Origin of the sequence: Polymorphobacter multimanifer (genome assembly GCF_014205635.1) — a bacterium.
GTDB lineage: Bacteria > Pseudomonadota > Alphaproteobacteria > Sphingomonadales > Sphingomonadaceae > Sandarakinorhabdus > Sandarakinorhabdus multimanifer.
The window spans coordinates 56,848-72,068 of the sequence record NZ_JACIIV010000011.1 but is presented as its reverse complement, the minus strand read 5'-3'; the positions used below and the strand labels follow the sequence as shown (position 1 = coordinate 72,068).

The 15,221-nt window shown below is 66.6% G+C and carries 13 protein-coding genes; 3 read left to right on the top strand and 10 right to left on the bottom strand.

What is annotated here, in order from left to right; all coding sequences use genetic code 11:
- Positions 1–29 precede the first annotated feature (29 nt).
- Positions 30–2,606 carry an ATP-dependent chaperone ClpB gene (gene clpB / locus FHS79_RS08760; RefSeq protein WP_184198452.1) on the bottom strand — a complete coding sequence of 859 codons (2,577 nt, stop codon included), beginning with the start codon at positions 2,604–2,606 and terminating at the stop codon, positions 30–32.
- Between the two features lie 88 nt (positions 2,607–2,694).
- Complete coding sequence (locus FHS79_RS08755) at positions 2,695–3,117, bottom strand: hypothetical protein (RefSeq protein ID WP_184198449.1); 423 nt, start codon at positions 3,115–3,117, stop codon at positions 2,695–2,697.
- A gap of 35 nt (positions 3,118–3,152) precedes the next feature.
- On the opposite strand from FHS79_RS08755, the gene FHS79_RS08750 reads away from it, so the two are divergent.
- Entirely contained in the window at positions 3,153–4,247 is a 1,095-nt protein-coding gene (locus tag FHS79_RS08750) for a PQQ-dependent sugar dehydrogenase (protein WP_243452773.1), read from the top strand.
- Positions 4,248–4,256: 9 nt separating this feature from the next.
- Here the strand turns inward: FHS79_RS08750 and FHS79_RS08745 are convergent, their stop codons facing one another.
- The 3 genes from FHS79_RS08745 to FHS79_RS08735 form a co-directional block, all read right to left on the bottom strand.
- Positions 4,257–5,504 (bottom strand): DUF2254 domain-containing protein, encoded by a 1,248-nt coding sequence (locus FHS79_RS08745; protein ID WP_184198446.1) that lies wholly within the window; start codon positions 5,502–5,504, stop codon positions 4,257–4,259.
- Positions 5,505–5,581: 77 nt separating this feature from the next.
- Positions 5,582–5,896, bottom strand: coding sequence for a hypothetical protein (locus tag FHS79_RS08740; RefSeq protein WP_184198443.1), 315 nt, complete (start codon positions 5,894–5,896; stop codon positions 5,582–5,584).
- Positions 5,897–6,481 (bottom strand): retropepsin-like aspartic protease, encoded by a 585-nt coding sequence (locus tag FHS79_RS08735; protein ID WP_184198440.1) that lies wholly within the window; start codon positions 6,479–6,481, stop codon positions 5,897–5,899.
- 192 nt (positions 6,482–6,673) lie between these two features.
- Here FHS79_RS08735 and FHS79_RS08730 point away from each other — a divergent pair, with 192 nt between their 5' ends.
- Both FHS79_RS08730 and FHS79_RS08725 read left to right on the top strand, forming a co-directional pair.
- Entirely contained in the window at positions 6,674–8,470 is a 1,797-nt protein-coding gene (locus FHS79_RS08730; protein WP_184198436.1) for an SLC13 family permease, read from the top strand.
- Positions 8,471–8,536: 66 nt separating this feature from the next.
- Positions 8,537–8,872 carry a hypothetical protein gene (locus FHS79_RS08725; RefSeq protein ID WP_184198434.1) on the top strand — a complete coding sequence of 112 codons (336 nt, stop codon included), beginning with the start codon at positions 8,537–8,539 and terminating at the stop codon, positions 8,870–8,872.
- Positions 8,873–9,376: 504 nt separating this feature from the next.
- Here FHS79_RS08725 and FHS79_RS08720 read toward each other — a convergent pair.
- The 5 genes from FHS79_RS08720 to FHS79_RS08700 form a co-directional block, all read right to left on the bottom strand.
- Positions 9,377–10,177, bottom strand: a complete 801-nt coding sequence (locus tag FHS79_RS08720) for an enoyl-CoA hydratase-related protein (RefSeq protein WP_184198431.1) — start codon at positions 10,175–10,177, stop codon at positions 9,377–9,379.
- A gap of 81 nt (positions 10,178–10,258) precedes the next feature.
- Positions 10,259–11,542, bottom strand: coding sequence for a serine hydrolase domain-containing protein (locus tag FHS79_RS08715; RefSeq protein ID WP_184198428.1), 1,284 nt, complete (start codon positions 11,540–11,542; stop codon positions 10,259–10,261).
- A 66-nt stretch (positions 11,543–11,608) separates the two neighbouring features.
- Positions 11,609–13,165 (bottom strand): glutamine-hydrolyzing GMP synthase, encoded by a 1,557-nt coding sequence (gene guaA / locus FHS79_RS08710; RefSeq protein ID WP_184198425.1) that lies wholly within the window; start codon positions 13,163–13,165, stop codon positions 11,609–11,611.
- Positions 13,166–13,174: 9 nt separating this feature from the next.
- A complete protein-coding gene (locus tag FHS79_RS08705; RefSeq protein WP_243452772.1) occupies positions 13,175–13,639 on the bottom strand; it encodes an acyl-CoA thioesterase in 465 nt (154 codons plus the stop codon).
- Positions 13,636–15,174 (bottom strand): O-antigen ligase family protein, encoded by a 1,539-nt coding sequence (locus FHS79_RS08700; RefSeq protein WP_184198422.1) that lies wholly within the window; start codon positions 15,172–15,174, stop codon positions 13,636–13,638. Before FHS79_RS08700 ends, FHS79_RS08705 begins: the two co-directional genes overlap by 4 nt.
- Between the last annotated feature and the right edge of the window lie 47 nt (positions 15,175–15,221).

Below are 15,221 nucleotides of genomic sequence, written 5' to 3'. Positions count from 1 at the left end.
GCCGGCCCGTTTTTCGTCCTGGCCAGCTATCAGCCCGGCGTCAGCGCCAGCTTGCCGTCCCCTTCATCCACCGCCACGCTGCTGCCGTCCGCCACGGCGCCCGAAAGGATCAGTTCCGCAAGCGGGTCCTGCAGATGCCGCTGCACGGTGCGCTTCAATGGCCGCGCCCCATAGACCGGGTCATAACCCACCCGCGCCAGCCAGCGCCGCGCTGCATCGGTGAGCGTCAGCGTAATCTTGCGGTCCTTGAGCAGCGCCTGCACGCGCAGCACCTGCAAATCGACGATCGGTGCCATCGCACTCTCGCCGAGCCGCTGGAACAGCACGATCTCGTCCAGTCGGTTGAGGAACTCGGGCCGGAAATGCCCGCGCACCACTTCCATTACCTGCGCCTCGGCATCCCCCACCGGCTGGTCGTCGCGCAGTGCAGCGATATACTGCGAGCCAAGGTTCGACGTCAGGATGATCAGCGTGTTGGTGAAGTCCACCGTCCGCCCCTGGCCATCGGTCAGCCGGCCATCGTCGAGCACCTGCAGCAGCACATTGAACACATCGCCGTGCGCCTTCTCCACCTCGTCGAACAGCACCACCTGATACGGCCGCCGCCGCACCGCCTCGGTCAGCACCCCGCCTTCCTCATAGCCCACATAGCCGGGAGGCGCCCCGATCAGCCGCGCCACCGAATGTTTCTCCATGAACTCGCTCATGTCCAATCGCACCATCGCGCGCGGATCGTCGAACAGGAAGTTCGCCAGCGCCTTGGTCAGCTCGGTCTTGCCCACGCCCGTCGGCCCCAGGAACAGGAACGATCCAAGCGGCCGGTTCGGGTCCTGCAGCCCGGCCCGCGCGCGGCGCACCGCCGCCGAAACCGCGCGCACCGCCGCCTCCTGCCCAATCACCTGTGCCGACAGGATGCTCTCCATCTTCATCAGCTTGTCGCGCTCGCCCTCGAGCATCCGGTCGACGGGAATCCCCGTCCAGCGCGAGACCACCGCGGCGATATCGTCCGCCGTCACCTCCTCGCGCACCATCGCACCCACCGTCGCCCCCTCGGCTTCGGCCAGGTTGCGCTCGAGCTCGGGGATGCGGCCATAGGTCAGCTCGCCGGCCTTGGCATAATCGCCCGCCCGCTGCGCCTGCTCAACTTCCAGCCGCGCGGCATCGAGCTGCTCCTTGATATGCGTCGCCGCCGCCAGCTTGTCCTTCTCCGCCGTCCAGCGCAGCGTCAGCGCCTGGCTGTCCTCCTCAAGCCCTGCAAGCTCGGACCGCAGCGCCGTCAGCCGGTCCCTCGACGCGGTGTCGCTCTCGCGCTCCAACGCCGCGGCCTCGATCTTCAGCTGCACGATCCGCCGGTCGAGCCCCTCGATCTCCTCGGGCTTCGATTCCACCTCCATCCGCAGCCGCGACGCCGCCTCGTCCATCAGGTCGATCGCCTTGTCGGGCAGAAACCGGTCCGCGATATAGCGGTTGGAAAGCGTCGCCGCCGCCACGATGGCACCATCGGTAATCCGCACGCCATGGTGCAGCTCATATTTCTCCTTCAGCCCGCGCAGGATCGACACCGTATCCTCCACGCTCGGCTCGCCCACCAGCACCGGCTGGAAGCGCCGCTCGAGCGCCGCATCCTTCTCGACATATTTGCGATACTCGTTGAGCGTCGTCGCGCCGATGCAGTGCAGTTCGCCGCGCGCCAGTGCGGGCTTCAAGAGGTTGGAGGCATCCATCGACCCTTCCGAAGCCCCCGCGCCCACCAGCGTGTGCATCTCGTCGATGAACAGCACCACGTCCGAGCCTTCGGCGCGCACCTCGTCGAGCACGCCCTTCAGCCGCTCCTCGAATTCGCCGCGATATTTGGCGCCGGCAATCAGCGCGCCCATGTCGAGCGACATCAGACGCTTGTCCTTCAGCCCGTCGGGCACATCGCCATTGGCGATGCGCAAGGCCAGCCCCTCCACCACCGCGGTCTTGCCCACGCCCGGCTCACCGATCAGCACCGGATTGTTCTTGGTCCGCCGCGCCAGCACCTGCACCGTGCGCCTGATCTCCTCGTCACGGCCGATCACCGGGTCGAGCTTGCCGTCGCGCGCCGCCTGCGTCAGGTCGCGCGCATATTTGTTGAGCGCATCGAAGCTGTCCTCGGCCCCGGCCGTGCTCGCCGAGCGGCCCTTGCGCGCCGTCTCGATCGCGGCATTCAGCGCCTGCGCACTCACCCCCGCCCGCGCCAGCGCCTGGCCAGCCAGCGTCGTTGCGGCGAGCGCCATCGCCGTCAGCAGCCGCTCCACCGTCACAAAGCTGTCCTTGGCCTTCGTCGCAAGCTGCTCGGCCGAATCGAGAATTCGCACCGTGTCATTGTCCCACGCCAGCTGCTGCGCACCGCCGCCCGAAACCTTGGCAATCCGTGCCAGCGCCAGGTCGGTCTCGCGCAGCGCCACCGCCGGGTCGCCGCCGCCGGCGCGGATCAGCCCCGCCGCCATGCCCTGGTCATCATCGAGCAGTGCCTTCAGCAGATGCTCGGGCGCCACACGCTGATGTTGCTCGCGAATCGCGATCGTCTGCGCCGCCTGCAGGAAGCCCTTGGCGCGATCAGTGAATTTCTCGATGTTCATGGGACCCATCCTCCGTTGCAGGCCGATATGGTGTGCCCTTTTTGCAACACAAGTGGCCGCGTGCTTTTGCGTGACGCCTCGAGCGGCGTCAGCGTTTTTTGAGCCGCCCGAACACCAGCCCGCCCAGCGCCCCCGCGGCGATCATCAGCCCCAGCCCCAGCGGCGACCGGGCGCCCGCGATCGGGGTCATGTCGAACTGCAGCTTCATCAGCATGAGTGCCACCGCAATCGCCACCGCACCCGCCAGCGGATAGGCAAGTGCCGGCGCAAAGCGATACAGCCCGCCGGCAATGAGAAAGGCGATGGCAAAGCCCAGCGCCGTCACCGCACCCAATGCGGGCAGCAGGCCAATGAAATCGCGTGCCATCGTCTCCAGCCGCAGCCCCGCCGGAATGGCGATGCCGAGATCGATCAGCCCTTGCTGTACCATCAGCGAGTGCACGAGGCTCATGAAGAAGGTGGTGACCAGCGCTGCAATGAGCCAGAACGGGAGGATGCGAAGACGAGCCATGGCCATCAGCCTACACTGAAGGCGGCGAATCGGAAATGCGGGGGACAATCGTGCTGAAACTGCCACGCCTATTTCTGGGGCTGCTGCTGGCGCTGCTCTGCGGCACCACAGTCGCCGCGCAAACCATCACCACCATGGCGAAGGGCCTCGACCACCCTTGGAGCCTCGCCTTCCTCCCCGATGGCCGGGTGCTCGTCACCGAGCGGCCGGGCCGGCTCCGCATTATCAACCGCGACGGCAGCCTCGGCACCATCGAAGGCGTGCCCCCGGTCTTCGCCCGAAGCCAGGGCGGGCTGTTCGACGTGGTTCTCCACCCCCGCTTCGCCGACAACCAGACGCTCTATCTCTCCTACGCGGCCGGCACCAACGCTGCCAACGGCACCGTCATCGCCCGCGCCCGCCTCGAAGGCCGGCGCCTTGCGGATCTCGAGGTCATCTGGCGCAATGCCCCCCTCAAGGCGGGCCCGGTCCATTTCGGCGGCCGCATGGCCTGGCTCCCCGACGCCACGCTGGTGATGAGCACCGGCGATGGCTTCGATTACCGCGAACAGGCGCAGGTGAAGTCCTCGGGCCTCGGCAAGATCGTCCGCCTCCACGCCGATGGCAGCTTCCCGGCAGACAACCCCTTCCCCGGCTCCGCCGTCTGGAGCTACGGCCACCGCAACCCGCAAGGCCTCGCCCTCGATCCCGCCACCGGCATCCTCTGGGCGCATGAGCACGGCCCGCGCGGCGGTGACGAGGTCAACCGCATCGAAAAGGGCCGCAACTATGGCTGGCCCGTCGCCACCAAGGGCCTCGATTATTCCGGCGCCACCATCAGCCCATTCAAGAGCTACCCCGGCATGGTGGAGCCACGCGTCGTCTGGATACCTTCGATCGCACCCTCGGGCCTCGCCGTGTATCGCGGCGCCATGTTCCCCGAGTGGAACGGCAGCCTCATCGTCGGCGCCCTCGCCGCCCAGGAAGTGCGCCGCGTCGTCCTCGATGCCGGCGGCCGCGAACTGTCGCAGGAGCGCATCCTGCCGCAACTCAAGGCCCGCGTCCGCGATGTCCGCGTCGCCCCCGATGGTGCGCTCTGGCTCACCACCGACGACGCGGCCGGCAGCGTGCTGCGCGTCACCCCCCGCTGAGGGGCAGCGTCAGCGCGCGGCAAGCTTCTCCAGCACCACGCCCAGCCGCGTCCGGTCGATGTCATTGGCGAGCGCCTGCCTTGCCCGGTCGGCGGCCTCCAGCGCCATCGCCGCGGCCGGTGCCGCAAACTGCGCCGGCGCCATCCGCGCCAACGCCGCCAGCGCCTTCTGCAAGCGGATCTGCACTTCCACCAGCGCCGCACCATCGCGCGCGATCGGCAGAAACGCATCCTCGATCAGCTCCTGCCCGGTAATCGCCGGCACCATGATCCGCGGATATTCCGGCTCCAGCCCGTCATCCCCCAGCCAATGCCCGAGGATGCGCACCGTCCGGCCGAGCACATCGATCGCCGTGCCGGGATCATTGACCGCAGGCGACAGCGCCCGCGACGCGATTTCCGCAAGCACGATCAGCCCGAACCGCGGGTCCTGATCGAAATTGCGTTCCGCCGCGATCGTGAAGGCATCGCGCAGCTGCGCGAGCACCGCCGCATCGGTGTTGCGGCCGACCACCAGGAAAAGCGGATCGGCGAGCGTGGCAAAGCTGCCGGGCAGGTCGACAAGCCAGATGTTGAGGTCATGCGCTTCCGCACAGTCGGACAGCATCTCCATGTCGACATGCTGCACATAGCCGGTCTTGCACGCGAGCACCGGCAGCGCCGTCAGCGGCGGCCCATGGCCGGCATTCTGCCCCCCCAGATACGGCGATTTCGCTCGTGCGATGAGCGCCCTGGTCGCGGCTGCCTCCACGCGCCTCAGCGTGTCCCCCATCCGGCCGAAGCGCATGATATGGTTGATCCACCGCAGCAGCATCCCCACCACCAGCGCGATGACCGCGACCGTGGCCAGAAAGAGCACGACCCGCCCCTGCGCGCCATAAGCCCCGGTGGCGAGCGCGATGATGCCCACAAGGCTGAACAGGAACGCGCCGACAAACACCGACAGCACATTCTGGGTGGTCGAATCCTCCTCCAGCAGCCGCGATGCCCGCGGCGTGGCGCTCTCGGCGGCGGCGGCAAAGGCCTGCACCGCCACCGAAAGCGAAAAGGTGACCACCGCGAGCATCGACGATGCCAAAATGGTCAATATGTCATCGACCGCGCCCGCGCCGAGCATGTCCTCATAGCGGCCCGGAATGAACCGGCCGAACACGATACCGGTCAGCGCCACGACCACGCCGAGCAGCCCGATCGCAACCGAGCGCACCCAGATCTGCCGCACGAGCTGCCGCAGCAGCCAGGCAGACTTGTCGATCATCCCGAAAGGCCCAGCGGACGCACCATCCCCCACCGATAAGCAGCAAGCCATGCCCCGGCAAGCACGGCGGCGCTTCGCTACTGCCGCTTGAGCGTGAACCGCACCCGTCGGTTGCCGAAGTCCAGCGCCACCCGGTGGAACACCTGCAGCACGTCCGATCCCAGCAGCAGCGCTGGCGTGCTGCCCAGCCCGAACAGCGTGAACGGCCCGGCATCTGCAAAGGCGATCGGCAGCTTGCGCAAGATCAGGCTGCCCACCCGCAGCTCGGGCAAGATCCCGAGATCGGCCACCAGCGGCTCGCCGGTCACCGACATCAGCGTGATCTTGCCGGGGTCGGTGATCTGCTGCCGGCTGAACAGCCGCCGCGCCAGCGCCATGTTGCCCAGCGTCACTTACGAGCCGCTGTCCACCACCGCATAGAGCGAAAGCCCGCCGGCGCGCACCTGCGTCAGGATCAGCTGGCCCTTGCGCCGCCGCGCCGTCACCACGATCTCCTCCTCCCCCGCCGCCGACCGCTCGGGCGCGCTGCTGCTCGGCTGCACCGTCACCCGCCGCCGCTCGTAATCGAGCAGGATCCGCTGCGTGCCGAGCGCATCGATGCCGATCAGCCCATCCGCGCCGATCCAGGCCTCGGGCAGGGCCGGCAGCCGCATGGCGCGCGATGTGGCGCGCCCAAGGGAAAGGCTGTCCACCTCGACCGTCTGCACTTCCGATCGCCCGGCCATGCTCTGCAGCATCGCCACCCCCGCCAGCGGCAGCCCGAGCCGGGCTGCCAGCGCCGTCCCCACCACCGACCGGTCGGCACCGCTGTCGACCAGAAAGCGATACGGCCCGGTGTCGTTGATCGAAACATCCACGAACAGCCGGCTGCGCGTGCGCTCGGCCGCCAGCGGGTCGCCCTCGATCTCCAGCGTGTCGTCGATCATCGCCGGCGGAATGTTCGGCACCTGCGCCCGCCCGATGGCGGGAAGCAGCAAAGCGCCTGCCAGAAAGGAACGCCGGGAACTTTTCCAGGGACTGCGCATCGTCGGCGGCTCATGCGCCCGCCGTCCCGCCAGCGCAAGCCGCCGGCCTGCCGCAGCCGATCTCCGGTTGCCCAAGGCGGCGTTGCCCGCCATGACAGCGTCGATGAGCGCGCCGATCCTCCCCCCGTTCGCAGATGACGGCGCATGATCGATCCGCCATCCCTCCACGCCATCGCCGCAATGGTCCTCACCGGCGCGATGTTCTACGCCTTCGCCGCCGGCAAGCTGAAGGTCGAGATCATCTGCCTGCTGATGCTCAGCATCATCGCGCTGGGCCTCTACTGGTTCCCGCTCCCCGGCCAGGCCCCGTCGGACGGGCTCAAGCTCGCCTTCGAAGGCTTCGGCCATTATGCGCTCATCACCATCTGCGCCCTGATGATCCTCGGCCGCGGCCTTGTCGTCACCGGCGCCCTCGAGCCGGTGGTCCAGCAGCTCACGCGGGTCTGGCGCTTCAACCAGCGGCTTGGCCTGCTCGTCACGCTCATGCTGGCGATGCTGATGAGCATGTTCGTCAACGATACCCCGGTTCTGGTGCTGCTGCTCCCCATCCTCGTCACCCTCGCCACCCGCGGCGGCATGCCCGCCTCGCGCACGCTCATCCCGGTCAACAGCGCGGTCCTCATCGGCGGCATGGCCACAACCATCGGCACCTCGACCAACCTGCTCGTGGTCTCGCTCGCCACCGATCTCGGCATGCCGGCGATGAGCGTCTTTTATTTCACCCCGCTTGTGGTCGCCGCCGCCGCCGTGGCGCTGCCCTTCATGTGGCTGGTGATGCCGAAGCTGCTCCCCGACAATTCGCCCGAAGCCGGCCACAGCCCGCGCCACTTCCGCGCGATGCTGCGCCTCGGCACCACGTCCCCCGCCATCGGCAAGACGCTCGAATCGGCACTCGGCGCGTCGGTCGAAGGCATCGACATCGTCTCCGCACCCGAAAGGCCGCTGCAAGCCTTCGACCGGCTCGTCATCTCCGCGTCGCACGAGGCCATCGAGGATGTCATGCGGCTGCTCGGCGCCACCACCGCCCCCCTGGTGCTGCTCGAACGGCTCAAGGCCAGGTCGAGCGCATCCGAGGAGGATCTTGCCGTGGTCGAGCTTTCGGTCGCCCGCGATTCCACCCTCATCGGCCGCTGGATCGCCTCGTCGGGAATCGCCCTCACCCATGATGTCGCGGTCATCGCCGTCCATCACGCCAGGTCGGACAACACCGATATCTCCAGCAGCGCCGTCGAGCCGCCGCTGGCCGTCGGAGACATCATCCTCGCCACCGGCACGCTCACCGATCTCTCCCGCCTGGCCCGCGAAGAGGGCCTGCTGATGCTCGATGGCTACAAGGAGGTGCCGCGCACCGCCAAGGCGCCGCTGGCGCTTGCCATCATGGCGGGTGCCGTGGTCAGCGCCAGCCTCGGCCTGCTGCCCATCGCCATCTCGGCGCTCGGCGGCGCCATCCTCATGTTCGTCACCGGCTGCGTGCGCTTCAATCGCGTCGGCCGCGCGCTCTCCGCCAATGTCATCGTGCTCGTCGCCGCCAGCATCGCCGTCGGCCGCGTCATCCTCGAAAGCGGCGCCGCCGCCTGGCTCGGCCAGCTTATGGCGCTGGGGCTCATCCATCTGCCCGCCGGCGCCGTGCTGGCAGCGGTGATGGTGTTCGTCACCGTCCTCACCAACTTTGCCTCCAACACCACCGCCGCCGCCGTGGGCACCCCCATCGCCTTCAGCCTCGCCCAGGCGCTGTCGGTGCCGGTCGAGCCACTCGTCCTCGCCGTGCTGTTCGGCTGCAACCTCTGCTACGCCACCCCGGTCGCCTACCAGACCAACATGATGATCATGTCCGCCGGCGACTACAGGTTCGGAGACTATACCCGCACCGGCCTGCCGCTGGTGCTCATCATGATCGTCACCCTCTCGGGCCTGCTCACGCTGCGCTACGGACTTTACTAGGCCGCAGACGGATAAACCGTGAATGGCCGGGTGGAAAGCGGACATTCGCTACATTAGGTTTGAGCGATGCTCGATGCCCGTCAATTCAACATTCTGGACGCCGGACGCCTTCTCTGCCCCGCGTGCGGCTTCCCGGATTATGCTGGCGAACCTGCCTACAACGAGCAAGGTGGGTTAGCGGGCATCACCATCTGCTCGTGCTGCATGTGGGAACCCGGTTTCGATGACGATGCAATCGCTTCGGCAGGTGCCAAGGCATCTATCCTAGGTTCTCTTCGCGCTTTTCGCAGTGGCTGGGACGGCGAACTGCAATGGCAGGGTAGGCTGGCTGAACGTCCCATGGGCTGGGATGGCAAACGACAGCTCGCCTACCTGTTCGAGATTGCGCCAAACGTCCGATAGGGAGCGGAAGCTGCCATCGCCGCGGTGTCCGCAAGGGAACCAAAAACTTTACCCACCAACCGTATCAGCCGTCGACTGTTACTATCGCTCGTGCTGAGGCTCGCCGTTTACGTGCACTGGCCGGGAACAGCCGTTCTCAGTTTGCAGAACCGTGAAGGTGGCTCGGCCAGGCGGCTCCTTGTCCAACGTATGAGAGCGGCTCTCTGATTTGGTGTTCACTAACTGCGGCTCAACAGTTTGGCAGACTAGAGCCGCCGTCTGAGATTCACTGCTGGAGTAAGGCGCCGCACCTGCAATCACGAAACCTGTGAGCGAAATCACGAAAGAGGAAACCAGCATCGGGAACTCCCAGCAAGCACTCGAGAATATCAGATGGACACGTACTCGTCAAAGTCTAGGTCGGTCGAGCGAACGACGACTTTGACGTAGTTGGACCGATCAACATGGTTGTCGGCATTCTGGCGCCAGCAATCGCTCCCATCTCACGGCTTCACGACCAAGCCCTCACTTGCCGCTGAACGCCGTCGGCCGCTTCTGCAGGAACGCCGAAACCCCCTCGACGAAATCCGCCGTCCGCCCCGCCTGCAGCTGGTTCTGCCGCTCGATCATCAGCGCCTGCGTCAGCGGCAGGTCGAGGCAGGCGCGGATTCCCTGGCGGATCAGCGCATAGGCCCGCGTCGGCCCCGCCGCCAGCTTGCGCGCCAGCGCATTCGCCTCGTCCATCAGCGCGTCCGCATCGGTCACCTTGTAGATCATCCCCCAATCCAGCGCCTGCTCGGCCGAAATCCGCTCGCCCAGCATCATCATCGCCTGCGCCCTCGCCCGCCCCGCCAGCCGTGGCAGCATCCACGTCGATCCCACATCGGGCACCAGCCCGATATTCACGAACGCCTGCAGAAAATACGCCGAACGGCTCGCCAGCACGATGTCGCCGGCCAGCGCATAGGAGCAGCCCGCCCCCGCCGCCGGGCCATTGATCGCGGTGATGAACGGCACCGGCAGCGCGAACAGCCGCTCGAGCAGCGGGTTGAAGTGCGTCTCCAGCACCTTTCCGGCATCGGGCGGCCCGCTGCCGCCACCACCGCCACCAGCCCCGCCCCCCGCCAGATCGGCACCCGAGCAAAACGCCCGCCCCGCACCCGTCAGCAACAGGCACCGCGCGCTGCCCTCGTCGCGCACCCGGTCCACCGCCTCGATCATCTCCTGGATCACGCCCACATGCAGCGCATTGAGCTGTGCGGGTCGGTTGAGCGTCAGCGTCGTCACGCCATCGGCTTCGTCGAACAGAATGTGCTGATAGGCCATGGCGCAGGATCCTCGATTGCCGAACGCCCTTGTTGTGGCCGCTCACGGGGCTTTGGGAAAGTATCGGATTTGGGGGGTGCCCTACGGCCCTGCGTGCACCGGCTCGTCGGAAAGCGGCGCCGGCGCATCCTCGAGTTCAAGCCAGTTGGTCGCCGGCAAGCCATAGAGCAGGTCGAAGAACTCGAGCTGCAGTCGCGCCGCCTGCGAATGGTTGCTGTTCCACAGCATCACGATGCCGCTTTTCAGCTCGGGGTCGAACAGGATCAGCGAGCCATAGCCATCAACCGACCCCCGATGCCCCACCAGCGCATGGCCGGCATAGGTGAAGGATCGCCACCCCAGCCCATAGGCCGCCCCTGTCAACGCCCGGTCCATGGCGCCGCGCCGCCGTGTAGGCAGTGTCGCCACCCGCGGCCGGTGCAGCGTTTCGAGCGTCTCCTTTGGCAGCACCGCGGGCATCTCGCCCATCTGCGCCTGCATCCAGCGCAGCAGGTCGCGGATCGAGGAGTTCACCCCGCCCGCCGCCGGCACCCGGTAATAGCTTTCCTTCACCGTCGTCGGCTGCCGGTTTCCGCGATGCGGATGCGCCCAGCTCTTCGCCCGCTGCAGGCCCTCCAGGCCGATGCTCGCCTGTGTCATCCCGAGCGGCCCGAACAGCATTGAAGACGCGGCATCCGCATAGCGCTTGCCCGACGCACGCTCCACGATTTCGCTCGCGGCATCAAAGGCGATGTTCTGATAGCCATAGCAGGTCCCCGGCGGGCAGAGCGGCGCCAGCGTGCCGAGCCCGGCGCGCAACAGCTTGGGGTCCTCGCCCGCTTCCAGCCGGTCGTCCCAGGCGTTGCGCACCAGCCCCACGCGGTGCGAAAGCACATGGGCGATCGTCACGCCGCGCGAATCGGCGGGCAGCGTCAGCGTCGTCCCCATGCTGTCCAGCTTGGCATCGAGCGAAAGCCGGCCGTCCGCCGCCAGCCGCGCGACCAGCGCCGACGCCACGCCCTTGGAAACCGACGCCCAGCGAAACACCGTGTCGGGCGTCACCGCCGCACCCGATTCCGCCACCGTCTCCCCATAACCGCGCGCAAAGCGCACCTGCCCATCCTCGACCGCACCCACGGCGAGCCCCACCATGCCGCGCTCCTGCATCAGCCGCTCGATCCGGGCCTCGAGCCGCCGGTAATCGACCTTCGGCGGAAGCCGCGGCCTGTCCACCACCTCCAGTTGCACCACAGCCACGGCATCGGCTTGCCGGGGCGCGCCAAGGATCAACCACAGCGCCGCCGCACAGCCCGCAACCGCCAACCCGGCCAGCAACCAGCGCCAGCGCCGATGTGCCGGAAGCGAAGGCGGCGCCGGTTCAGCCATGGCTGATGGCTGGAACCCACCGCCGAAGCCCGGCGCACCGGACGTCGTGCATCCCCCGGCCGCGGATCATTCCCATTCGATCGTCCCCGGCGGCTTCGACGTATAGTCATAGACCACCCGGTTGATGCCCTGCACCTCGTTGACGATCCGCGTCGCCACCCGGCTCAAAAACGCGCTTTCGAAGGGAAAGACATCCGCCGTCATGCCATCGACCGACGTCACCGCGCGCAGCCCGCACACCTTTTCATAGGTGCGGCCGTCGCCCATCACGCCAACGGTGCGCACCGGCAGCAACACCGCAAACGCCTGCCATATCGCGTCATAAAGCCCGGCCTTGCGGATCTCGTCCAGATAAATGGCATCGGCCTTGCGCAGCGTGTCGCATGCCTCGCGCGTCACCTCGCCGGGAATGCGGATCGCCAGCCCCGGCCCCGGAAACGGATGCCGCCCCACGAACGCCGGCGGCAGCCCCAGCTCCACGCCAAGCCGGCGCACCTCGTCCTTGAACAGCTCGCGCAACGGCTCCACCAGCGCCATGTTCATCCGCGCCGGCAATCCGCCCACATTGTGGTGGCTCTTGATCGTTACCGACGGCCCGCCGGTGAACGACACGCTCTCGATCACATCGGGATAGAGCGTGCCCTGCGCCAGAAACCGCACCCCGCCGATCTTCTTCGCCTCGGCCTCGAACACATCGATGAAGGCGCCGCCGATGAACTTGCGCTTGGCTTCCGGGTCGGTCACCCCCGCCAGCCCGGCCATGAACGTCTCCGACGCATCCACATGCACCAGCGGGATATGGTAATGCTCGCGGAACAGCCCCACCACCTGCTCGGCCTCGCCTTGCCGCAGCAAGCCATGGTCGACGAACACGCAGGTCAGCTGGTCGCCGATGGCCTCATGGATGAGCACCGCCGCCACAGCCGAATCGACTCCGCCCGAAAGCCCGCACAGCACCCGCTCGCTGCCGACCTGCGCGCGGATCTCGGCAATCTTCGCGGCCCGGAAGCCCGCCATGCTCCAGCTCGCCGACATCCCCGCCACCTTGTACACGAAATTGGCCAGCAGTGCGGCCCCCTCGGGGGTGTGCACCACCTCGGGGTGGAACTGCACCCCATAGCGCCGCTGCACATCATCGGCGATCGCCGCAAAGGGCGCCCCGTCGGACACCGCGACCGCGCGATAGCCCGGCGGAATCGAATCGATCCGGTCGCCATGGCTCATCCACACCTCGCGGCGCTCGCCCTTGGCCCAGACGCCCTCGAACAACAGGCAATCATCGACGATGTCGATTCCGGCACGGCCGAATTCGCGGTGCCCCGAAGGCAGCACCTTGCCGCCGGTCTGTTCGCAAAGCACCTGCTCGCCGTAGCAGATGGCAAGGATCGGCACGTCCGCCGCCAGCACCGCCTCGGGCACCCTCGGGCTGTCCGCATCGGCCGCCGATGCCGGGCTGCCCGAAAGAATGACCGCGCGCGGCCGCAACCGCTCAAAGGCTTCGCCGCCCTTGGCGAACGGCACGATCTCCGAATAGACCCCCGCCTCGCGCACCCGGCGGGCAATGAGTTGCGTCACCTGGCTCCCGAAATCGAGGATCAGGACGGTCTCTTCGGGATGGCTCATCCCCGGCTGCTAAAGCGGCATGGAGCCCATGTCCAGCGTCGCCAGCCGCGATCGCCATGCGGCCGGCAGCGGCACCGGCCGCCGGCTGGCACGATCGACATGGACATGCACGAAGAACCCCTCCGCCGCCGGCCCTTCATGGCCGGCCGTGAACAGCCCCACCTCCCAGCGCACCGAGCTGCCGCCCAGCCGCGCCACGCGCACCCCGGCCTCGACGATCTCGGGAAAACGCACCGATCGATGGTACCGGCACCCGGTTTCCACCACCAGCCCGATCACGGCGCCGGATTCCACGTCAAGCAGCCCCCAGTCGATCAGCAGCGCATTCACCGCCGTGTCGAACCAGCTGTAATAGATCGCATTGTTAACATGCCCATAGGCATCATTGTCCATCCAGCGCGTCTGGATGCTGCGAAACGCGCCGAAGTCGCCACGGCGCAAGCCGGCACCCGAGCCCGATACCGGCATTGTCATTCGGCGGGTTGTGGCGCCTGCACCGGTCGCCAGGCCGCCGGCAGCTTCGCGTCGGCCGCCACCTTTTCGCGGGCATTGCCATACATTCTCGCCGTCAAAGCAAAGCATACCCCCAGCAGGATGTAGGCGACCGGCAGGTTCGATTCGCTCGATTGAACAGATTTGATGATCAGCAGATTGAACAGCCCGATTCCCATCGGGACCAGCATCTCGACATCGTTGTCGTTCTTGCGAAAAACGCTCTTGAACGCCAGGAACAAGGGCGACGAAAAGATTAGGAAGAAGAGCGGCAGCGCAATCACCCCATAGTCGAGCATCAGCGACAGATAATAGGTATCGATCGTCAGGCTGCCGCCGAGGTTAGTATAGCCAAGCGTTTCGGCGGAGTTGCCCGCGCCATGGCCGATAGGGTTGCGCTGCAAGATGTCGATCCCGTTGGCCCATTGCACTTCACGCGCCTCGTTCGATGGTGAATGCTGGCCACCGCCGAGCACAAGCACATAGGCGCGCCGCCAGAGTAGGATGGTGGCGACCCCCACCATTGCAATGACAGGATAGCTCACCAGCGTTGCCATTGCGCCGATCGAACCGGGATTGTCCGTGCGGCGCCGAATTGCTGCCAGCATCGTGTAGAGCCCGAAGGTCAGCAATATCCCGATGTTGCCGGAGCGCGCCCCGGTCAGATACATCGCCACCATCATTGCCATAATACCCGCAGCCAGAAGAGCGCGCTTCCAGAAAATCTTGGACGTGAAGGCAAGATGCACCGCCAACGGCAGCACCATCGACAGATACTCGGCAAAATACAGCGCGTTCATCGTGGTGCCACGCACCCGATACAAGTCGGCGGTCGTGCTGCGTGCCGAAGAATCCAACAGGTTCCCGACCAGTTCGGTATCACCCCACAGCCAAGTCGGTAGATACTCCACCCAGAAAACCTTTCCGACCCGGAACTCGTACATGGAGGTCAGCGCGGCAGGGATGGTCGAGGCGACAATCGCAACCGCAGCACGTCGTGCCATCCCCTCGCGCCGCCCCACCACGGCACCCAGCACGAACATCATGGTCCAGAAGATCTGGTTGTTCACATATTTGGTGATCGCCTGTGACGGGTCGCGGCTGATGAACACCGTAAGCGTCGTGAGCAGCCAGAAACACCAGAAGACCGTATTGATCCGCGGCAGCACCTTCACGCTCGCCGCCGCCTCGCTGCGCATCTGTTGCGAGGTGGCGAGGTTCATCAGGAACGTCGCCACCAGAATTGCCATCACGATGCGCGGCGGGCTGATCCAGGGCAGGCCGGGCACATTGAGCGCGATATAGGGCGGCCACAGCATGTGCACCGCCAGCACCCACAGCAGCAATTTCTCGTAGAAGCGATCGTGCATGCCGCCGATATCGGGCAGCAGCCACAGGATCAGCCCCGCCATGATCAGGATCGGCGCCAGCGGAAACGAGATCAGCCGCATCGGCAGCACCGCCGCCATCATCCCGTAGAATGCGGACACGGCAACCAGCGCCACAAACAGCAGCACACGCCATCCGACCCACAGCTTCCGCTGCGGATCATAAGGTCTCAGAA